Origin of the sequence: Albidovulum denitrificans (genome assembly GCF_002973535.1) — a bacterium.
Classification (GTDB): Bacteria; Pseudomonadota; Alphaproteobacteria; order Rhodobacterales; family Rhodobacteraceae; genus Albidovulum; species Albidovulum denitrificans.
Genome location: NZ_PVEP01000002.1, coordinates 49,454 through 70,508, shown reverse-complemented (window position 1 = coordinate 70,508; position 21,055 = coordinate 49,454). Strand labels below are relative to the sequence as shown.

Sequence of the window (21,055 nt, the reverse complement as noted above, 5' to 3'; positions counted from 1 at the left end):
CCGCGCCGTCGCGCATCGCCTGGCACGGAGATTTGGCTGTCGGGGGTTGGGAGCGGGGCAGGAAGGCCTATTCCTTGCCGTCCCGGACCCGATCCGGGACCTCGTCTTCCGGCGGCGGAGGTCCCGGGTCAAGCCCGGGACGCTGCCAACTTCACCTGCCTCGCCACCTCGGCCCGCGCGTCCCTCACCGGCCCGTAAGCAAGGGACCCCAGGCCCCGCCGCCCCCGCGGTCATCCGCCGCCGCGGCTCCACGCCTTTTCCGAAGACCTACCCGCCGACAGGCATCCCGAACCGGGCAAACACATCGCCCTTCGTCGATGCCAGCCAGCGGTCATAGCCATCGCGGCTCAAGTCGGCGACATGGCCCGGCAGCAGTTCAGCAATGGCCCCGGCGGGGTCGAAGGGAACCTCGATCACCCGGCCCTCGCCGCGCCATGTCGCCTCGCGCGCCGGGTCGAGCCGTTTCAGCCGGTCGTAAAGCGCAAGCGCCGCCGCCAGATCGGGGCCGCAGGCCATCAGCGCCGCCACCTGTCGCGCGCGTTCCTCTGCGGCAGGGCTTTGCGGGTCACGCTCAAGCGCCTCGCCCTTGCGCAAAAGCTTGTGCAGCCAGTCGCGCGGCGTGACGCCGTCGAAATGCAGGATCGTCGCGCTTTCGGACAAGCGGTGGCGCGGATAAAGGCCACCACGGCGGGCCGAAAGACGCGGGCGGTGGATACCGGCGGTATAGCCAAGGCCCGCCGGGCTTGCGGCCTTGCCGCTTGAATGCCCGGTCAGGCCCTGCCGGGTCAGGCCGCCGTTCCGCAGATCCTCCTCCGCCGCCTCCCGCCCCGAGACAAGGGCTTCGGGCAGGCGGAAGAGCGGGGAAAAGATGTCTGTGCCGGGGTCCGTCGCGGCATGGACCCGCTCGATATTACCGATCTTCAGGAAATGCCCCTCGGGCAGCAGCGACAGTTCCTCGGCCAGCGGTTCCCACTGCCAGAGGAATTCGTCGATATCGAGGTGGATGAGGTAGTCCATCCCGGTCGCGGCCAGCGCGGCGGTGGCGTTGTGGGTCTGGCGCACCTGGTGCAGGCGCGGCCGCCGCCGCCCCTGGCCGCGCCACCAGGCCCGGTCGGCGACGGTCACGCGGACGCCGGGCAGGCACCGCAACGGGGCCAGATCCTCTGCCGCCTCCGGGGCGTTGTCGAGATAAAGGTGAACCTCCCCCGCCCCAGCGACGAGGTGATGGGCGGCATGGGCGATCAGCAGGGACACCGGCGCATCCGCCGTCGTCACGATCCCCCAACGCGGCAAAACCACAGGCCGTCCCTTTCGCATTCAACCGACGTCTCAGTTATGATCTGCCCGCAAGCAAGGTCAACCGCGACTGATTCGCGCAGGACCGGCCGGAAATGTGATCACACCCTCAAATCGCGTGATCACAAAAAGCGGGTTTTCCGCGCCGCTTTCCCGCCTCACGTAATTATTCGTTCATGCCTGCGCCCCTATGTGTCATCACCGGGGCGAACCTAATGGACAGGGACTGAGGCGATGAACATCCACGAATACCAGGCCAAGGCTCTCCTGCGCCAATATGGCGCGCCGGTTTCCGATGGCCGGCCCGTGTTGCGCGCGGAAGAGGCCAAGACGGCGGCCGGTGAGCTTGACGGGCCGCTCTGGGTCGTGAAGGCGCAGATCCACGCCGGCGGGCGCGGCAAGGGCCACTTCAAGGAACCCGAGGCCGGTGAAAAGGGCGGTGTTCGCCTTGCCAAGTCGGTGGAAGAGGCCGCGCAGCTGGCCAAGCAGATGCTGGGCCGCACCCTGATCACCCATCAGACAGGCGCCCCCGGCAAGCAGGTCAACCGGATCTATATCGAGGATGGCAGCGACATCGCGCGTGAGCTTTACCTCGCCCTTCTGGTCGATCGCCAGACCAGCCGCGTGGCCTTCGTCTGCTCGACCGAAGGCGGGATGGATATCGAGGAAGTGGCCGCCAAGACGCCCGAGAAGATCCTGACCTTCTCCGTCGATCCGGCCTCGGGTCTTTCCGATTTCCACGGCCGCCGCGTGGCCTTCGCGCTTGGCCTTCAGGGCGCGCAGGTCAAGCAATGCGTGGGCCTGATCCGCACACTCTACAAGCTTTTCCTCGAAAAAGACATGGAGATGCTTGAGATCAACCCGCTGATCGTGACGCCGGCGGGCGACCTGAAATGCCTCGACGCCAAGATGGGTTTCGACGGCAACGCGATCTACCGCCACCCCGACATTGCCGCGCTGCGCGATGAGACGGAAGAGGACCCGAAGGAGCTTGCCGCCTCCAAGTTCGACCTGAACTACATCGCGCTGGATGGCGAGATCGGCTGCATGGTCAACGGCGCGGGCCTCGCGATGGCGACGATGGACATCATCAAGCTTTACGGCGCGGAACCGGCCAACTTCCTCGACGTCGGCGGCGGCGCCACGAAGGAGAAGGTGACCGAGGCCTTCAAGATCATCACCTCGGACCCCAACGTGAAGGGCATCCTCGTCAACATCTTCGGCGGCATCATGCGCTGCGACATCATCGCCGAGGGCGTGGTGGCCGCGGTCAAGGAAGTGGGCCTGAAAGTGCCGCTGGTCGTCCGGCTTGAGGGGACGAATGTCGAGAAGGGCAAGGAGATCATCAACACCTCCGGCCTGAACGTCATCGCCGCCGACGACCTGAGCGACGCCGCGCAGAAAATCGTGAAGGCGGTGAAGGGGTAGCCATGGGCTTCTCAATCGCACTCTTCATCGGAGGAAGCCTTCTGGTTCTTCGATTGTTCGTACCGACTTGGGTAATTGTACTAATCGTCGGCTTAGCCGGAGGTGGGTACTACTACTACACGAAGAACCAGATCGACGCAGCGCAAGCCATAGAAAAGCAAGGGAACTGACGCATGTCCGTCCTTATCGACAAGAACACTAAAGTCATCTGCCAGGGCCTCACCGGCTCGCAAGGCACCTTCCACACCGAACAGGCCATCGCCTATGGCACCAAGATGGTCGGTGGTGTGACTCCCGGCAAAGGCGGGACCGAACATATCGGGCTGCCGGTCTTCAATTCCGTCCATGAGGCGGTGGAGCGGACCGGCGCAAATGCCAGCGTGATCTACGTTCCGCCCCCCTTCGCCGCCGACAGCATCCTTGAGGCGATCGACGCCGAAATCCCGCTGATCGTGGCCATCACCGAAGGCATCCCGGTTCTTGACATGATGCGCGTCAAGCGGGCGCTTTCCGGGTCGAAATCCAAACTCATCGGCCCGAACTGCCCCGGCATCATGACGCCGGACGAATGCAAGATCGGCATCATGCCCGGCAATATCTTCAAGCGCGGCTCGGTCGGCGTCGTCAGCCGCTCCGGCACGCTGACCTATGAGGCGGTGAAGCAGACCTCGGACGTGGGTCTGGGCCAGTCCTCGGCCGTCGGCATCGGCGGCGACCCGATCAAGGGGATGGAACATATCGACGTGCTGGAGATGTTCCTGGCCGATGACGAAACGCAGTCGATCATCATGATCGGCGAGATCGGCGGTTCGGCCGAGGAAGAGGCGGCGCAGTTCCTGGCCGATGAGGCGAAGCGCGGCCGCAAGAAGCCGGTCGCGGGCTTTATCGCCGGTCGCACCGCGCCGAAGGGCCGCCGGATGGGCCATGCCGGGGCCATCGTCGCGGGCGGCAAGGGCGACGCGGAGAGCAAGATTGAGGCGATGAAAGCCGCCGGGATCGTCGTCGCCGACAGCCCCGCCACGCTGGGCGAGGCGGTGATGAAGGCGATCAAGGGGTAAGCGTCCGGCGCGGCCCCGAAAACCACCGGGGCCGCGACGACGCCAGGGGAGGACACGGCGGCGATGCCCATTTTCCGTATCGGTGACAGGTTGCACTATTACGCCCATGTGCCGAAATGCGCCGGCACATCTGTGGAGCATTATCTTGAGAAGCGCTTCGGCGCGCTCGCCTTCGTCAACAGCCGCTTCCTCAGCGATCCCGAGCCGTCGCGCTGGACCAAATCCTCGCCGCAGCACCTGCCGCTTGACGCGTTTCACAAGCTGATCCCCGAAGGCTGGATCGCCAGTTCCTTCGCCGTCGTGCGCCATCCGCTGAAGCGGCTCACCTCAGCCTTCCAGTTTCAGGTGGAGGTCGAAAAGACCGTGGCGCCGCTCTGGTCCATCGACGAATGGTTCGACGACTGGCTGAAACGGCGCGAGGCGGAGCCGTTCCTTTACGACAACCACCTGCGCCCGATGGCCGACCTTGTGCCTGCGGACGCGGCCGCCTTCCGCATGGAGGACGGGCTTGCCCCCGTTGTCGCGCATCTTGACCGGCTGGCGGGCAACAAGGACGGCCCGCGTGAGATCGCGGCGGAGAATGTGCGCAAGAAGGCGATGTCGAAGGACGACCCGCGCATGACGCCCTCGGCCGAGACGCTGGCGCGGGTGGCCGAGACCTATGCCGAGGATTTCGCCCGCTTCGGCTATGCCATCGACCAGATCCCGAAATCCAAGGCCCCCGCCGCGAAACCCGCGGGCCTCAAGGGCCTTGTCGGCGCGCTGACCGGGAGGCGGGGATGACCACCGCTTCCCTCCACCATTTCAACCCCGGTCTCAACTCGCATGAGGTGACCCCATGACCGACCAGTCCCCCAACGACCAGTTCCACGCTTCCTCGTTCCTGCAAGGGCATAACGCGGAATATGTCGAACAGCTTTACGCCCGCTTCGCGGCCGACCCTTCGGCGGTCGATGAAAGCTGGGCCGCGTTCTTCCGCTCGCTCGGCGACAGCGAAACCGATGTGCGCAAGGAAGCGCGCGGCGCCTCGTGGGAGCGGCCGGACTGGCCGCCGGTGCCCGCCGACGACCTGACCGGGGCGCTGACGGGCGAATGGCCGCAGGTGGCCGAAGGCAAGGCCGCGGGCGACAAGATCCGCGCCAAGGCCGCCGAAAAGGGCGTCGCGGTCAGCGATGATCAGGTCAAGCGCGCCGTTCTCGACAGTATCCGCGCGCTGATGATCATCCGCGCCTACCGGATCCGGGGCCACCTGATCGCCGATCTCGACCCGCTCGGCCTGCGTGAGACGACGCCGCACCCTGAGCTTGACCCGAAATCCTACGGCTTCACCGAGGCCGACATGGACCGGCCGATCTTCATCGACAACGTGCTTGGCCTTGAAATCGCGTCGATGCGGCAGATCATGGAGATCGTGAAGCGCACCTATTGCGGCACCTTCGCGCTGCAATACATGCATATCTCCGACCCGGCCCAGGCCGCGTGGCTGAAGGAGCGGATCGAAGGTTTCGGCAAGGAAATCCAGTTCACCCGCGAGGGCCGCAAGGCGATCCTGAACAAGCTGGTCGAGGCGGAGGGCTTCGAAAAGTTCCTGCATGTCAAGTACATGGGGACCAAGCGCTTTGGCCTTGACGGGGGCGAGGCGCTGATCCCGGCGATGGAACAGATCGTCAAGCGCGGCGGCAATCTTGGCGTCAAGGAGATCGTCGTCGGCATGCCGCACCGGGGCCGTCTGTCGGTTCTGGCCAATGTGCTGATGAAGCCCTACCGCGCCATCTTCAACGAATTCCAGGGCGGCAGCTTCAAGCCCGAGGATGTCGATGGTTCCGGCGACGTGAAATACCACCTCGGCGCGTCGTCCGACCGGACCTTCGACGGCAACACCGTTCACCTGTCATTGACCGCCAACCCCTCGCATCTTGAGGCGGTCGATCCGGTCGTCCTTGGCAAGGTGCGCGCCAAGCAGGACCAGCTCTCGGACCAGTCAGAGCGCCGCGCGGTGCTGCCGATCCTGCTGCACGGCGACGCGGCCTTTGCCGGTCAGGGTGTCGTGGCCGAATGCTTTGGCCTCTCGGGCCTGCGCGGCCACCGCACCGGCGGCACGATCCATATCGTCGTGAACAACCAGATCGGTTTCACCACCGCGCCGCATTTCAGCCGCTCCTCGCCCTACCCGACCGACATCGCGCTGATGGTCGAGGCGCCGATCTTCCACGTCAACGGCGACGACCCGGAGGCCGTCGTCCACGCCGCCAAGGTCGCGACCGAGTATCGGCAGATGTTCGGCAAGGACGCCGTCATCGACATCTTCTGCTATCGCCGCTTCGGTCACAACGAAGGCGATGAGCCGATGTTCACCAACCCGGCGATGTACAAGACGATCAAGACCCACAAGACCACGCTTCAGCTTTATACCGAGCGTCTGGTCAAGGACGGCCTGATCCCGGAAGGTGAGATCGAGGACATGAAGGCCGCCTTCCAGGCGCATCTGAACGAGGAATTCGAGACCGGCAAAAGCTACAAGCCGAACAAGGCCGACTGGCTTGACGGGCGCTGGTCACACCTCAACCGCGAGGGGGAGGAATATTCGCCCGGCAAGACCGCGATCACCAAGAAGCTGATGGCCGAAATCGGGACCGCGCTGACCCGCGTCCCCGACGGGTTCGACATCCACAAGACCGTGACCCGGCTTCTGGACGCCAAGTCGGCGATGTTCAAATCCGGCACCGGGTTCGACTGGGCCACGGCCGAGGCGCTGGCCTTCGGCTCGCTCCTGACCGAGGGCTATCCGGTGCGCCTGTCCGGCCAGGACTGCACGCGCGGCACATTCAGCCAGCGTCACTCCGCCTTCGTCGACCAGACGACCGAGGAACGGCATTATCCGCTGAACCACATCAAGGCGGGTCAGGCGCGGTATGAGGTCATCGACTCGATGCTTTCCGAATACGCGGTGCTGGGCTTCGAATACGGCTATTCGCTGGCCGAACCCAACGCGCTGACCATGTGGGAGGCGCAGTTCGGCGACTTCGCCAACGGCGCGCAGATCATGTTCGACCAGTTCATCTCCTCGGGCGAAAGCAAATGGCTGCGCATGTCGGGCCTCGTCTGCCTGATGCCGCACGGGTTCGAGGGGCAAGGGCCGGAGCACTCCTCTGCCCGGCTGGAACGCTGGCTGCAACTTTGCGCCCAGGACAACTGGATCGTCGCCAACTGCTCCACCCCCGCGAACTACTTCCACATCCTGCGCCGCCAGATCCATCGCAGCTTCCGCAAGCCCCTTATGCTGATGACGCCGAAATCGCTTCTGCGCCACCCGCTCGCGGTTTCGGATGCCGAGGATTTCACCACCGGGTCGACCTTCCACCGCGTCCTCTGGGACGACGCGCAGAAGGGGCATTCGGACACGAAGCTGGTCGCGGACAAGAAGATCAAGCGGGTCGTGATCTGTTCCGGCAAGGTCTATTTCGACCTTCTGGCCGAACGCGACAAGCGCGGGCTGACCGATGTCTACCTCCTGCGGCTTGAACAGTTCTACCCCTTCCCGGCGCAGTCGCTGGTGAAGGAGCTGGACCGCTTCAAGGGCGCCGAGGTGATCTGGTGCCAGGAAGAGCCGAAGAACCAGGGGGCCTGGTTCTTTGTCGAACCCAACCTCGAATGGGTCCTGACCCGGATCGGGGCCAAGGCCCAGCGCCCGGTCTATGCCGGACGGTCCGCCACGGCGTCGCCCGCGACGGGCCTCGCCAGCCGCCACAAGGCCGAGCAGGAGGCGCTTGTCGCCGACGCGCTCGGCGTCGCGGGAGGTGCCTGATGGCGGTCGAGGTTCGCGTCCCCACGCTGGGCGAAAGCGTGACCGAGGCGACGGTCGCCACCTGGTTCAAGAAACCGGGCGACACCGTCGCAGTGGATGAAATGCTGTGCGAGCTTGAGACCGACAAGGTGACGGTCGAGGTCCCCTCTCCCGTCGCCGGAAAGCTGGCCGAGATCGTCGCCGCCGAAGGCACGACCGTCGGCGTGAACGCGCTGCTCGCGCAGATTACCGAGGCCGGGAAATCCGGTTCCGAAGATGTAACCCCCAAGAAAGGCGCCGTTTCCGCGCCGCAAGCCGATGAGGGCAAGATGGCTGGCAAGAATATCGACGTGATGGTCCCGACGCTGGGCGAAAGCGTGACCGAGGCGACCGTCTCCACCTGGTTCAAGAAGCCGGGCGACGCCGTCGCCGTGGACGAGATGCTGTGTGAGCTTGAGACCGACAAGGTCTCGGTCGAGGTCCCCTCGCCCGTCGCCGGCGTGCTGGCCGAGATCGTCGCGCCCGAGGGCAGCACGGTCGATGCCAAGGCCCGCCTTGCCGTCGTGACCGAAGGCGCCACGGGCGCCGCCCCGTCCGCAGCGGCCAGGGCGGAGGCCGTCGATTCCCCCGGCGCCGGACCCGAAACGCTGACCGAACGCAAGGATGTGGAAGACGCGCCTTCGGCCAAGAAGGCGATGGCGGAAAAGGGCCTGTCCTCCGATCAGGTCACAGGCTCTGGCCGCGACGGACGGGTGATGAAGGAAGACGTTGCCAAGGCGTCGGCCGCCCCTGCCCCCGCCGCCGCGCCCGTGGCTTCGGCCGCGCCCGCCCCGGCCTCTGCCCCCCGCGCACCTGTCCCGGCCGAGGATGCGGCGCGGGAAGAGCGGGTGAAGATGACGCGGCTGCGCGCCACCATCGCCCGCCGCCTCAAGGACGCGCAGAACACCGCCGCGATGCTGACCACCTATAACGAGGTGGACATGAAGGGCATCATGGACCTGCGCAACGAATACAAGGACGCCTTCGAGAAGAAGCACAAGGTCAAGCTTGGCTTCATGTCCTTCTTCGTGAAGGCCTGCTGCCACGCGCTGAAAGAGGTGCCGGAGGTCAATGCCGAGATCGACGGCGGCGACGTGGTCTACAAGAACTTCGTCCATATGGGCGTGGCCGTCGGCACGCCCTCGGGCCTTGTCGTGCCGGTGGTGCGCGATGCCGACCAGATGGGCTTTGCCGCGATCGAGAAGAAGATCGCCGAGCTTGGCACCCGCGCCCGCGACGGCAAGCTCAGCATGGCGGAAATGCAGGGCGGGTCCTTCACCATCTCGAACGGCGGCGTCTATGGCAGCCTCATGTCGTCGCCGATCCTGAACCCCCCGCAGTCGGGCATCCTTGGCATGCACAAGATCCAGGACCGCCCGGTCGTCGTCGGTGGCCAGATCGTGATCCGCCCGATGATGTATCTTGCGCTGAGCTACGATCACCGGATCGTCGACGGCAAGGGCGCGGTGACCTTCCTCGTGCGCGTGAAAGAGGCGCTGGAGGATCCGCGGCGTCTGCTGATGGATCTGTGACCCTTTGGTAGGATGGGCAATATTGCCCATCCTACGGGGCGGGGTGTGGCGTGCGCTCGATAGGGTAAGATACGAAATGACCGAACAACAACTCGCCGATCTCTTGCGTAAAGCTTACGACAGCGCGCCTTATCGGAAAAAGCACGCCTTCGTCGTTCTCTTCGGCGTCACGCACGCCGAAGAGCTTAAGGCTCACTCCATCGCCTCGATCTGCGAAAGATCCGGCATCGGCAAGTGGGGTCCCCAAGTCGCGATGGGTGTACAATTGGCTGAGTATGTAAGCCTCAAATGACCCGTTCATCTGCCATTGAACAACGTCTATCTCGCCGCCACCAATAGGCTGCGCATTCATTGCCCATCCTACGGGAGAACCCCCATGCACCTCATCGCCACCTTCTCCACCAACGGTTTCGACGCCTGGAAGGCCGGTTATGATGCCCATGCCGAAACCCGCGACGCGGCCGGGCTGACCATGCTTCAGATGTGGCGCGATGCCGATGATGCGGACCGCGCCGTGGTGCTTTTCGAGGTCAGCGACCGCAAGCGGGCCGAGGCATGGCTACACGAGCAGGCGGCGCTGAAGGGCGGCGTCTCGGGGCAATTCGTGAAGACGGCGTGATCCGCGCGACCATGGTCCCGACCTTGACCCTTCGGCCCTGCCATAGCACCCTGCCCCCAGCCGCAGCCATCAAAAGGCACGCCAAATGACCAGCGAACTGAACATCCTTGCCCTTTACGGGCTTTACACGGCGCTGATCCTTCTCTTGCAGGTCACCGGCGCGATGTCGCAACTCGGCATGGGGTACCTGCTGTCCTCGCGCGACGAACACCGTACGCTGACCGGCATCACCGGCCGTCTCGACCGGGCGCTGGTGAACGCCGTCACGGCGATGGCGCTGTTCGCCCCCGCGATCCTGATCCTGGCCGTGAAGGAGGAATTCAGCGCCACGACCCTGACCGCCGCGCAGGCCTTCCTGATCGCCCGCATCCTCTATGTCCCGGCCTATGCGCTGAAGCTGACCGGGGTGCGCACGCTCCTCTGGCTTGCGGGCTTTGCCGCGACCGTGGCGCTTTACCTCGTGGCGCTGATGACCTGACCCGCACCGGCATCTGTCGCGACAGATGCCCTACAGAAACCTACGCCCGCCCGACGCCGGGCCGACACGACTTTCCGAAGGAGTTAAGACATGGCAGATTTTGATGTGATCGTGATCGGCGGCGGCCCCGGTGGCTATGTCTGCGCGATCCGCTGCGCGCAGCTGGGGCTGAAAACCGCCTGTGTCGAGGGGCGCGAGACGCTGGGCGGCACCTGCCTGAACGTCGGCTGCATCCCGTCGAAGGCGCTGCTACACGCGACCCATTCGCTGCATGAGGCGGAACATAACTTCGCCAAGATGGGTCTGAAGGGCAAATCCCCCTCGGTCGACTGGACGCAGATGCTGGCCTACAAGGACGATGTCATCGGCCAGAACACCAAGGGCATCGAATTCCTGTTCAAGAAGAACAAGGTGACCTGGCTGAAAGGCTGGGGGTCGATCCCCGCCGCCGGGCAGGTGAAGGTCGGCGATGAGGTCCATAACGCCAGGTCCATCGTCATCGCCACCGGGTCAGAGCCGTCCTCGCTGCCGGGGATCGAGATCGACGAGAAGACCGTGGTCACCTCCACCGGCGCGCTGGCGCTGCCGAAGGTGCCGAAGTCGATGGTGGTGATCGGCGCCGGTGTCATCGGGCTTGAGATGGGGTCGGTCTATGCCCGTCTGGGGGCCGAGGTGACGGTGGTCGAATTCCTTGACGCGATCACGCCGGGCATGGACGGTGAGGTGCAGAAGACCTTCCAGAGAATCCTTGGCAAACAAGGCCTTAAATTCATCATGGGCGCTGCCGTTCAGGGTGTGAAGACCGCCAAGGGCAAGAACACCGTGACCTACAAGCTGCGGAAAGACGACAGCGAGGCGACGGTTGAGGCCGAGGTCGTCCTCGTCGCCACGGGCCGCAAGCCCTATACCGACGGGCTGGGCCTTGAAGCCTTGGGCGTGGAGATGGAGAAGCGCGGCCAGGTCAAGACCGACGACCACTGGCAGACCAGCGTCAAGGGCATCTATGCCATCGGCGACGCCATCACCGGCCCGATGCTCGCCCACAAGGCCGAGGATGAGGGGATGGCGGTGGCCGAGGTCATCGCGGGCAAGCATGGCCACGTCAATTACGGCGTCATTCCCGGCGTGATCTACACCACGCCCGAGGTGGCAAGTGTCGGCAAGACCGAGGATCAGTTGAAGGAAGAGGGCCGCGCCTACAAGGTCGGCAAGTTTTCCTTCATGGGCAACGGGCGCGCCAAGGCGGTGTTCCAGGGCGAGGGCTTTGTGAAGATCCTTGCCGACAAGGAAACCGACCGCATCCTTGGCTGCCACATCATCGGCCCGTCGGCGGGCGAGCTGATCCATGAGATCTGCGTCGGCATGGAGTTTGGCGCCGCCGCCGAGGACATCGCGCTGACCTGCCACGCCCACCCGACCTTCTCGGAAGCGGTGCGCGAGGCGGCTCTGGCCTGCGGCGACGGCGCAATTCACGCCTAACCTTTTGAGATAAAAGGAAAGCGCCCCGCGGATCGGCGGGGCGCTTTTCGTGTCACGAGCCAAATTGCAGGAGCGTCGCCGCCAGTTCCGCATCGGTCTTGCCCGCCGCCGTGGCCATGTCGCGCAGCGTCTGGCCCGTGCCGGTGGCGACAAGCCCCGCATCCTTCAATCCGGCGACGAAGTCCGGCTCACTCATCCCGAAAAGGGGCGCGGCGGTGGCAGGCGTGGCCGACAGAACCGTCTGCGCCAGCCGGAACTGCGGCGGCCCGCCGCGCCCGGCCTCACCGCCGGTCGGCAGGAAGAACACCGCCGCGGCCACGACCGAAAGCGCCAGCGACAGCGCCATCGGCATCCGTTTCAGATAGGCCGTCATCGGCTTCCAGTTCTTCCAGATATGCAGCGCGAAGGGAACGATCAGCACCATGCTCAGCCATTCATGCATGCCGTGAAAAGCGGCCCCGCCGACATGGAAGAAAAGCGCGATCCCGGAGACGAGCGAAACGAGGAACAGCCCCGTGATCAGCGGGGTGGCGTAGCGGGAAACAAGGGAAGGCATCGGAAACTCCTGCAAAAACAAGCGGTCCCGCCCCTGGGGACCTATACCCGCTACACGCAGGCCCGGCAGGGTTCCGTCGCCGCGGCGCGGAAAAATCAGGTCAGAAGATGGCGCAGGCCCTGCGTCACATCGGTGCGCACCGCCAGCCGAAGCGCCGGTTCGTCGCCCGCCTTCAGCGCCGCCAGGATCATGCGATGGGTCTGCGGCGGATCGCTGCGTTTCAGCCGGGAATAGACCGCCCGCATGGTCGGCCCCAGTTGCAGCCAGACCGTCTCGGCGATGGCCAGCATCGCCGGGGCCTGGGCGCGCAGGTAAAGCGTGCGGTGAAAGTCGAGGTTGGTGCGGATATAGCCCACCGCGTCGCGCTTCACCGCCGCCTCGGCATTGGCCATGTTGATGACCTGCAAGCGTTCGATCAACGCCAAATGGGCGCGCGGCAGGGCGCGGCTGGCCAGCTCCGTCTCGATCAGCGCGCGCAGCGTCGCCAGTTCCTCGATCCGTTCGTTCGACAGGTCCGGCGTCGTCACCCGCCCCGACGACGACAGCGTCAGCGCCCCCTCCGCCGCCAGCCGCCGCAACGCCTCGCGCGCCGGTGTCATGGAGACGCCGAAGGTCTTGGCCAGCCCGCGCACCGTCAGCGACTGGGCGGGGGCAAGTTCCCCATGCATGATCTGCTGGCGCAGCGTCCGGTAGACCCGGTCATGGGCGGCGATCCCGGCATCAAGGGGGCGGTTCTGCATCAGCATGGTTGAGGAAAGGCGCAAATCCGCGCCCGCGTCAATCCATCCGGCTGAAATCGAGCGCGTGAAGGTCGTTTCCGTGGGTCCGAAGCCAGCGGCGATGGCGGGCGTAATCGGGCATCAGCCGGGCGACATGCGCCCAGAAGGCGGGCGAATGGTTCATCTCGCGCAGGTGCGCGACCTCATGGGCGGCGACATAGCGCAGCACCTCGGGCGGGGCCATGATCAGCCGCCAGCTATACATCAGCCGCCCGTCATGGGTGCAGGACCCCCAGCGGGACCGGGTGTCGCGCAGCGTGATGGCATGAACCTTGCGGCCCAGCGCGGCGGCGAAACCTTCGCTTTCCGCCTGAAGCCGCTGGCGCGCGGCGAGTTTCAGGAAGGCCTCGATCCGGGTGGCAAAGCGCGCCGGATCGCCCGGCACCAGAAGGGCGTCGCCCTCGACCCGCACCGCCCGCACCCTGGCCGGGGTGATGGTCAGCGCCCGCCCCTCGAACGGCACCGTCGCCCCCGGCCCGATCGCCTGCCTTGGCGCGGTTTCCGCCAGGATCGCGCGGACCCAGTCGGCCTTGCTGCCCGCGAAGGCCAGCGCCTCGGCCTCGGAGGCGCGGGCGGGCATCGACAGCGTCACCCGCCCGTCCAGCCGCGAGACGCGCAGCGAGAACCGCCGCGCCCGCGCCGAGCGGCGCAGCGTGACGGGAACCGGGGGATTGCCGGGAAGGGTCCGCTCTACCATATCCTGCCTGCCTTTGGCCCAATCTAGCAAAGCGCGGGCGCGGGCGGAATGCACAAATCCGTCCCCGGCGCGCGATGGTCCCGAAAGCCTTTGACAGCCCCGCCCTCTTGTGGCAGTTGGCTGCGACTCTGAGACAGACGCGCACTAAAGGAGTGTTCCATGCCCAAGGACGAATGGGGCGCCAAACGCCTTTGCCCGCATTGCAACAGCCGGTTCTACGACTTGCAGCGCGACCCGATGACCTGCCCGGAATGCGGCCACACCTTCACGGCCGAAAGCCTTGTGGCGGGCCGTGGGCGCACGCTTATCAGCGAAAAGACCGCGACCAAGGAAACCGATCTCGAGGTCGATGACCTGAACGACGACGACGACATCGACGACGATTCGAGCGATTCCGATCTCGACGACGATCTGCTGGAAGACGACAGCGACGACGATGTCTCGCTGGACGAAATCGCGGACGTGGCGAGCAACGACGACGACTGACCGGTTTGCGGTCAGCGGGATGACGGGGGGGCGTGGCCAACGGGCCGCGCCCCTTTTCGTCTGGCGAAGCCCCGCGCGGACGGGCCACGCGGAATTCCCCCGATACCGCGCACTTTTCTCTTGCACCCCCAGACGCCTCTGCCTATATCGCCCCTCACGCGGGCGGCGACGCCCGGACCTCCGGTGGGGCCATAGCTCAGTTGGGAGAGCGCTTGAATGGCATTCAAGAGGTCAGGGGTTCGACTCCCCTTGGCTCCACCAACATACCCCTGAAAAGTGACGGATAGATCTTCCATTAGTGACGGGAGATTGTCCATTTTGTTGGGGAATTCCTATCCATGGGGCAGGCCGAGGCAAAGATCGCTCTGCTGGCTTTTGGCGATGCCCGGCGGGGCTGATGCCCCTTGTTCCGGGCCTTTCCGCTGTACTTCGCCCTCCCCCCCAACGGTCGTGATTTCCTGACTTAATCGGTGCGCCCTTCGCGCTATAATCTCCCCAAAGTTGTTCGCCCAGGGGGACGGTCATGTTCACGCGGCGCGCCTTTTCGTTCGGCCTTGCCGGTACCGCCTTGCTGAAGGTGCCCGGTTGCGATGGCGGGCCGGTCGCGAACCCCGCGCTCGGGGTCGGGGCGGTTGATATCCACAGCCATATCTTCAACGGCCGCGATCTGCCCGCCGTGGGGTTCCTGCGCCAGGTGGTGATCCGCGATCCGCATACGCCGCCCGACGCGGACATGCTGACCGACGCTTTCCTGCTTCTTCTGAAGGACATCATGCTGTCCGGCACCCCCACGGCAACGCAGGAACTGGCGCGGCTGAACGCGGGCGCGGGCGCGCAGGGACAGGCGGCACTTGCCGCGCAGGACCGTGACAACGTGGCCACCGGGATCGCCCGGTTTCAGCGCACAAGCCAGCAATCCTTCACCGCCGCGGACCGGGGCGCGGCGAACCGCATCCTCGACCGGCTGGCGGCGGAGCTTGCCGCGCCGGGCCTGCGCGACAGTCTTATGACCCCGGAACAGCAGGCCGGGACCCTGGCCGACCTTCTTTACAAGACGGGCCAGCCGGGCGGGTTTTCGGCGGGGGACGACCGCGCCTTCACCCTTCAGTCGCCGTTCCTTCAGACGATCCGCTGGGCGGGGCTGTTGACGCGGGCGCGCTATGACCTGATGGCGACGCTCGACGGGCTTTACGGCGGCGCGGAGCATATCCGGGTCTTCACCCCCTCGCTTGTCGATCTCGGCTCATGGCTTCTGACGGCCGAGGACGCGACCCCGATCGCAGAGCAGATCGAGGTCACATCGGCCATCGCGCGCACGTATGGCGGCGCGCTGGTGCTGCCCTTCGTCGCCTTCTGCCCGCTGCGCGCCGTGCGCGACCGGGCGGCGGGGCGCGAGCCGCTGCGCAATGTCCGCCACGCGGTCCTTGAACGCGGCTTCGTGGGGGTGAAGCTTTATCCGCCGATGGGCTTCCGCCCGATCGGAAACGATGAGACCACCGGGAACTGGCTGCCCGACCGCCCCGCCGATCTTGGACGCAAGATCGACGCGGAGCTGGGGGCGCTTTACGCCTGGTGCGTCGCGCATGACGTCCCCATCACCGCCCATGCCAACCGCTCCATGGGGGCCGGCCCCGATACCGCCGAACATGCCGACCCGGATTACTGGAAGGCGGTTCTGGACCGCCCCGCCCTTGCCGGGCTGCGCCTGAACCTTGCCCATTACGGCGGCTTCGATGAAACGGGATCGCCCGCAGCGCTTGGGTCGAGCGGCGACTGGGAAGAGACGCTGGGTGACATGATCGGCAGCTATGCCGGGGTCTATTTCGACCTTGGCTACTGGACCGAGGCGAGCGATCCGACCTCGCCCGACCATGCCCGCGTGATCGAAAGGACGCGGCAGTTGATCGACCGGCACCCGCTTGCGCTTGAGCGGATGATGTATGGCTCCGACTGGTCGATGATCGGGCGGGAGCCGTCGCACAAGGGCTACCTTGCAGGTGTGGAGCGATCGCTCAGCGGCGATCTGGCGCTGGCGCCGGACAAGCTTGCAGGCGTCATGGGGCGCAATGCGATGACCTTCCTCGGCCTCGACCGGGCGGGGAAGCAGCGTGACCGGGTCGCGGCCTTCCATGGCGCCCACCCGCTTTATGCCGAGATTTTCGACCCCTAGTGCATTTGCCCGGCCAGCCCTCCGCAGGCCGAAAAACAAGGAGGTATTCGATGCGTAACGATATTCAGTCGATCCTGACCGCCGCGCCCCTTCTGGCCATGCTCGCCACCGGCGCCGGGGCCGCGCCGCTGACCCCCGAAGAGGGCGCGGCGGAGTTGAAGCGCCTGGCCGAAGAGGCCCGCGAAAAGGCCGCGGCGCAAAACTATGAGGCGTTCCGCGCAACCGTCCCCGTGGTGGACGGGACCGGCAAGTTCTATGTCAACGGCGACACGCCGATCCGCAACGAAAAGCTGTTGCGGGAGTTCTGGGAACAGAACGTCAGATCCGCGCCGCCCGCGCCCGGCGGCGATGACGTGCCGGAATTTGCCGTCATCACCGTCGGCGGCCTTGACCAGATCTGGAACGCCGCGACGCGCCATGCGCTCAGCTATTGCGTCAGCACCGGCTTTGGAAGCCGCCACACCACCGTGGTCAGCGAGATGGAGGCAGCGACAGCGGCGTGGGAGGCGGTCGCCGATCTCGACTTCATCCATGTCCCGGCCGAGGATGGCCAGTGCGACGCGCAAAACCCGCGCGTCCTCTTTGACGTGCGCCCGGTGAATGCGGGTGGCCAGTTCCTTGCCGCCGCCTTCTTTCCCAACGATCCGCGCGCCGATCGCAGCCTGGTGATCGACCCGTCCTCCTTCCAGCTTGACCCCAACGGCAAGCTGACCCTGCGCGGTATCCTCAGGCATGAGCTGGGCCATACCATCGGCGGGCGCCACGAACACACACGCCCCGAGGCAGGCACCTGCTTTGAGGATGCGAACTGGCGCGGCGTGACGGACTACGACGCGTTTTCGGTGATGCACTATCCGCAATGCAACGGGCTGGGCGACTGGTCGCTGGCGCTGACCGCGCGGGACATGAGCGGGGTCGCCTGCCTTTACGGGGCCGCGCCCGGCTTTCAGATCGACACCGCCCTCTGTCAACCCGCGGGCGGCGGCACGCCGGGGGTGCAGAACCTTGGTCCCTTCGACGTCGCGGCGGTTGAGCTGATGCAGATCGGCGCCTTCGACGTCGCCCCCGGATCGCGCTTCCGGGTCGTGATGCGGGGCGAAGGCGACGCCCCCGGCGACCCCGATCTTTACGTCAAGCTCGACGGCTTGCCCTCCTTCGCCGATTACGACTGCCGCCCCTACAATACCGGGGCGGAGGAGGAATGCGATTTCGACGTGCCTCAGGGCAGGTCGCAGGCGCTTGTCGGCGTCCACGGCTATAGCGCCGGGCGCTTCTCTCTCACCGTCACTGCAACCGGCCCGTAGGAAGGGAGGCTGACCATGAGTATTCGCAACGCACTGGCCCTGACCCTGCTGGCCGCGACGGCGGCGCAGGCGGAAGAACAGGTCCCGCAACTAGTCCTCGACTGGCAGTCGAGCGGGCGCGAGGAAACGCTCGCCACCGAAATCGCCCGCCTTTATGTGACGCTGCACAATTCCGGCAACCTCGCCGTGCGGCAGGCGCAGCTGACCGATGGCTTCGTCGAAACCCTGCTGCGCGAGGCGGGCGTCTTTCGCGGCAGCTACTTTCCGGTCGAACTCGACGCGCTGCTTTGTGATCTGAACAGCGCGGTCTGCTCCCGCGACCTTCGGCCCGCCGCAGCCGCCGACCTTGCCGATCTTGGCGCGCATGTGGGCGGTTATCAGCCCACGCGCGGCAGGTGGAAGGTGCAGGCGGATCAGGTCGTGACGATCCCCGATTACAGCTTCGACAGCATCACCAGCCTGACCCGCGTCCCCGCCCCGGCAGGGTTCACGACCGCCAGCTACCAGCCGCCTGCGGACGCCGACTGCACGCCCTGGAAGATGAGTTGCGCCGAGGTGGTCGCGCGTTTCAACCCGCCGCAGATCAGGATGACGGCCAGCCCCCCTTCGGTCACCCTGCCCATCGTGCAATGGACCACCGCCATCCCCCTCAGGCCGGATGAGGCCTCGAAACTCAGCAGCCGCATCCTTCAGACCGGCGCCCCGCCCCCGGCCCCGGCGCCGGACGGGGGCGTCAAGGCGGTCAACTTCGCCGTCCCCGACACGGCCTATTCAAGCGACTGGAAGACCCTTTCGGTCAAGCAGTCCCCCACCGACGTCACGGTCGATGCGCTGCGCCGGACGCTGGCCCCGATCGGAACGATCAACCGCTTTGGCGTGGCCGACGAGCCGCTGGCCGGGGAACAGGTGCCGCTTTTCGAGCTGATCAACCATCCCTTCGCGCAGTTGCAGGACCTGCCGCCAGAGCTGCACAGCCCGGTCGGGATCGCGGTCTTTGAAAGCCGTCTTGAGAACGGTCATTGCGACCTGCCGACCATGGAACGCCCCGACGGGACAGAGATCGCACCGCCCGGCGCCACGGACCCGGATGGCTGCGATCAGGTCGACGCGCTGTCGGAAACCGACGCGGACCACGCGGCGGGGGTGATGGGGGTCATCGCCTCGCAGGAAAACGGCAAGGGCATCGTCGGCATCAACCCCGAGGCGCGGCTGGTGCTTTACGACTATGACCGGGACGACCCCGCCGACCGGCAGCTTGCCGATCTGGTGCGCAACATGCAGATCGGTTTTCCCGAAGAGGTCCGTGTCGCCAATCTCAGCCTTGGGGTGCGGCCCATCGTCGATACCGGGGTGCGCAACGCGCTCGACATTCAAAGGGCGCGGGTGCTGATCGTCGCCGCCGCCGGGAATGAGGGGCTTGGCCTTTCCCCCGGCTGCGCGATCCTGCCCGCCTGCCTGAACGACCTCGACAATGTCATCACGGTGATCGGGCTGAACACCGACGGCGCGGACCCCGCGCCGTGGCGTTCACAAACCCAGGGGTCGAACACCAGCCCCTTCTTCGACATCGGCGCCCCGGCCGAGGCGGTGCTGACCACCGTCACCCACAACCGCTTTGCCCGCAAGACCGGGACCTCTTTCGCCGCCCCGCAGGTCGCGGCGGCGGCCTCGCTTGTCTTTTCGGCGGGGGAGACGGTCTTTGGCGACAATGCCGAGGGCGCGCAACTGTCGCCGAAGGCGGTGAAGGACCGGCTGATCTATACCGCCGACTTCTTTCCTTCGCTGAACGGCAAGGTCCGCTCCGGTCGGCTGAATATCGGGCGGGCGATCGCCGTGGCAGATGCGCAGTTCACCCTCTTCGACGGGCGGTCCATCGTCGGGCAGGTCCTTGATGCTCCGGTACAGTTCGCTTGTGGGCCGAGGGGACCGAGCCGGACTTTCCCGACTTGGGCGAACGTCAGGCGGCTGGTCTTCAACCAAGTCCGCCGACAGCACATCCTCTATTTTCATGATACACAGGAGCAGGGCAATCGTGACGCATCCTTGAAGCGCGATCCGGGGTGTCTGGTGGCAACCGACTCGGCGCCGGTGAAGGTGCTGACGCGCGACGGCAGCGAAAGCCGGGTGGAGGAATTCACCTTCGCCGACATCCGCGACTATACCTCGCCGCTGTTCGACGAATGAGGCAGGCCTTCACCTTCGCGCTTCTCTTCGCGGCGGCGGGGGCCTCGGCGCAGGATGCGCCGACCGCGCCGGAGCTTGAGGCGCTGGCGACCGGCGTTGTCGAGGCGCGCGACATTCGCATCGACGCGGCATCGCGCAACAGCGACGGGGCGGTTTTGTGGACCGGCGAGGTGGCGGTGGCCGAAGCGCCCTGGCTGCGGCTCCTGCTCAGGACCGAAGGCCCGCCCTTCCCCGAAGGCAGCTTCGTCGCGCTTTTCACCGCCGATGACGGGCGCAGCGACCTTGCCCTTGCCGAGCTGCCGCGCGAAGGCTACTGGACCGATCTTCTGCCCAATGGCCGGGTGCGGCTGGCCGTGGTCACCGGCGACGGCACGCTCGACCCCGCCTCGGCCCTGGTGATCGACAGCCTGTCCTATCCGGGGCAGGAGATCGCCGCATATTCCGCCCATGGCGGCAACCAGATCACCGGCATCAACGACCCGTCCGTACCGGAAGAGATCCGCCGCCTTGGCCGCCCTGTCGCCTATCTGTCGTTCCTTGCGGGCGGGCGCAGCGGCATCTGCACCGGCTTTCTGGTCGGGCGCGACCTGTTGATGACCAACGAACATTGCATCAACAGCGACGAAAGCTGCCGCAGCCTGTCGGCCACCTTCGGCTATGAGGTGGGTGTGGACGGCAAGCTCAGCTACGGGCGGCAATACCGCTGTGCGGGCTATGACCCGCGCCTGACAAGCTTCGATCTTGACGTCACGGTGGTGCGGCTGAAGGACGGGCCGGGGGACGTCTACGGGATGATCGACCCGGCAACGGCCAGCGACGACCTGACCGGGCCGATGGCGGTGATCCAGCATTCCGGCCATAACGCGACCCGGACCAAGGAGGTGTCGCTTGTCGATTGCGCCATCGCGGCGGCGCCGGTGAACGGGCGCGCGGTGGACAGCGATTTCACCCATACCTGCGACACGGCAAAGGGGACCTCGGGCGCGCCCGTCCTTGACCTTGCGGGACATTTCCGGGGGCTGCACCATTTCGGCTTTCGCGACGACGACAGCGACATCTGGACCGAAAACCGGGGCGTGCGCGGACCTTTGATCCGCGACTGGCTGGCCGCTGTCCTGGCCGAAACGACGCTGTCGGAGGGCGGCGATGCGACCCATCCCTGAGGG

At 65.9% G+C, this 21,055-nt stretch carries 18 protein-coding genes and 1 tRNA gene; 15 read left to right on the top strand and 4 right to left on the bottom strand.

The window, feature by feature from the left end:
* Positions 1 to 267 precede the first annotated feature (267 nt).
* Complete coding sequence (locus LX70_RS06100) at positions 268 to 1,299, bottom strand: glycosyltransferase family protein (protein ID WP_211301675.1); 1,032 nt, start codon at positions 1,297 to 1,299, stop codon at positions 268 to 270.
* A gap of 231 nt (positions 1,300 to 1,530) precedes the next feature.
* On the opposite strand from LX70_RS06100, the gene sucC reads away from it, so the two are divergent.
* The 9 genes from sucC to lpdA all read left to right on the top strand — a co-directional run bounded on the left by sucC (position 1,531) and on the right by lpdA (position 11,713).
* Entirely contained in the window at positions 1,531 to 2,724 is a 1,194-nt protein-coding gene (gene sucC / locus LX70_RS06095) for an ADP-forming succinate--CoA ligase subunit beta (RefSeq protein ID WP_105513682.1), read from the top strand.
* A 173-nt stretch (positions 2,725 to 2,897) separates the two neighbouring features.
* Complete coding sequence (gene sucD, locus LX70_RS06090; protein ID WP_105513681.1) at positions 2,898 to 3,782, top strand: succinate--CoA ligase subunit alpha; 885 nt, start codon at positions 2,898 to 2,900, stop codon at positions 3,780 to 3,782.
* 63 nt (positions 3,783 to 3,845) lie between these two features.
* Entirely contained in the window at positions 3,846 to 4,565 is a 720-nt protein-coding gene (locus LX70_RS06085) for a sulfotransferase family 2 domain-containing protein (protein ID WP_105513680.1), read from the top strand.
* 55 nt (positions 4,566 to 4,620) lie between these two features.
* Positions 4,621 to 7,587 carry a 2-oxoglutarate dehydrogenase E1 component gene (locus tag LX70_RS06080; RefSeq protein WP_105513679.1) on the top strand — a complete coding sequence of 989 codons (2,967 nt, stop codon included), beginning with the start codon at positions 4,621 to 4,623 and terminating at the stop codon, positions 7,585 to 7,587.
* Positions 7,587 to 9,137, top strand: coding sequence for a 2-oxoglutarate dehydrogenase complex dihydrolipoyllysine-residue succinyltransferase (odhB, locus tag LX70_RS06075; RefSeq protein ID WP_105513678.1), 1,551 nt, complete (start codon positions 7,587 to 7,589; stop codon positions 9,135 to 9,137). Before LX70_RS06080 ends, odhB begins: the two co-directional genes overlap by 1 nt.
* Positions 9,138 to 9,213: 76 nt before the next feature.
* Positions 9,214 to 9,429 carry an HTH-like domain-containing protein gene (locus LX70_RS20365; RefSeq protein WP_146111552.1) on the top strand — a complete coding sequence of 72 codons (216 nt, stop codon included), beginning with the start codon at positions 9,214 to 9,216 and terminating at the stop codon, positions 9,427 to 9,429.
* Positions 9,430 to 9,513: 84 nt separating this feature from the next.
* Positions 9,514 to 9,756, top strand: a complete 243-nt coding sequence (locus LX70_RS06065) for a hypothetical protein (RefSeq protein WP_105513676.1) — start codon at positions 9,514 to 9,516, stop codon at positions 9,754 to 9,756.
* 85 nt (positions 9,757 to 9,841) lie between these two features.
* Positions 9,842 to 10,234 (top strand): MAPEG family protein, encoded by a 393-nt coding sequence (locus LX70_RS06060; protein WP_105513675.1) that lies wholly within the window; start codon positions 9,842 to 9,844, stop codon positions 10,232 to 10,234.
* A gap of 90 nt (positions 10,235 to 10,324) precedes the next feature.
* Positions 10,325 to 11,713 carry a dihydrolipoyl dehydrogenase gene (gene lpdA / locus LX70_RS06055; RefSeq protein ID WP_105513674.1) on the top strand — a complete coding sequence of 463 codons (1,389 nt, stop codon included), beginning with the start codon at positions 10,325 to 10,327 and terminating at the stop codon, positions 11,711 to 11,713.
* Positions 11,714 to 11,765: 52 nt separating this feature from the next.
* On the opposite strand, the gene LX70_RS06050 is transcribed toward lpdA, so the two are convergent.
* From LX70_RS06050 to LX70_RS06040, 3 genes are all read right to left on the bottom strand, one after another.
* Positions 11,766 to 12,269, bottom strand: a complete 504-nt coding sequence (locus tag LX70_RS06050; protein ID WP_105513673.1) for a DUF4405 domain-containing protein — start codon at positions 12,267 to 12,269, stop codon at positions 11,766 to 11,768.
* Between the two features lie 95 nt (positions 12,270 to 12,364).
* Positions 12,365 to 13,015 carry a GntR family transcriptional regulator gene (locus LX70_RS06045; protein ID WP_425430579.1) on the bottom strand — a complete coding sequence of 217 codons (651 nt, stop codon included), beginning with the start codon at positions 13,013 to 13,015 and terminating at the stop codon, positions 12,365 to 12,367.
* 31 nt (positions 13,016 to 13,046) lie between these two features.
* On the bottom strand, positions 13,047 to 13,745 hold the full coding sequence (locus LX70_RS06040) for a M48 family metallopeptidase (RefSeq protein WP_105513672.1): 699 nt from the start codon (positions 13,743 to 13,745) through the stop codon (positions 13,047 to 13,049).
* A gap of 159 nt (positions 13,746 to 13,904) precedes the next feature.
* Between LX70_RS06040 and LX70_RS06035 the strand changes: the two genes are divergently transcribed.
* From LX70_RS06035 to LX70_RS06010, 6 genes are all read left to right on the top strand, one after another.
* Positions 13,905 to 14,231 carry a TIGR02300 family protein gene (locus LX70_RS06035; protein ID WP_105513671.1) on the top strand — a complete coding sequence of 109 codons (327 nt, stop codon included), beginning with the start codon at positions 13,905 to 13,907 and terminating at the stop codon, positions 14,229 to 14,231.
* Between the two features lie 185 nt (positions 14,232 to 14,416).
* Positions 14,417 to 14,492: transfer RNA gene (locus LX70_RS06030), tRNA-Ala, on the top strand.
* Positions 14,493 to 14,754: 262 nt separating this feature from the next.
* A complete protein-coding gene (locus LX70_RS06025) occupies positions 14,755 to 16,401 on the top strand; it encodes an amidohydrolase family protein (protein ID WP_105513670.1) in 1,647 nt (548 codons plus the stop codon).
* 50 nt (positions 16,402 to 16,451) lie between these two features.
* Entirely contained in the window at positions 16,452 to 17,705 is a 1,254-nt protein-coding gene (locus LX70_RS06020) for a matrixin family metalloprotease (RefSeq protein ID WP_105513669.1), read from the top strand.
* A gap of 15 nt (positions 17,706 to 17,720) precedes the next feature.
* On the top strand, positions 17,721 to 19,889 hold the full coding sequence (locus LX70_RS06015; RefSeq protein WP_105513668.1) for a S8 family peptidase: 2,169 nt from the start codon (positions 17,721 to 17,723) through the stop codon (positions 19,887 to 19,889).
* Positions 19,886 to 21,052, top strand: a complete 1,167-nt coding sequence (locus tag LX70_RS06010) for a trypsin-like serine peptidase (protein WP_105513667.1) — start codon at positions 19,886 to 19,888, stop codon at positions 21,050 to 21,052. The genes LX70_RS06015 and LX70_RS06010 overlap by 4 nt, the downstream gene beginning before the upstream one ends.
* The last annotated feature ends 3 nt before the right edge of the window (positions 21,053 to 21,055 follow it).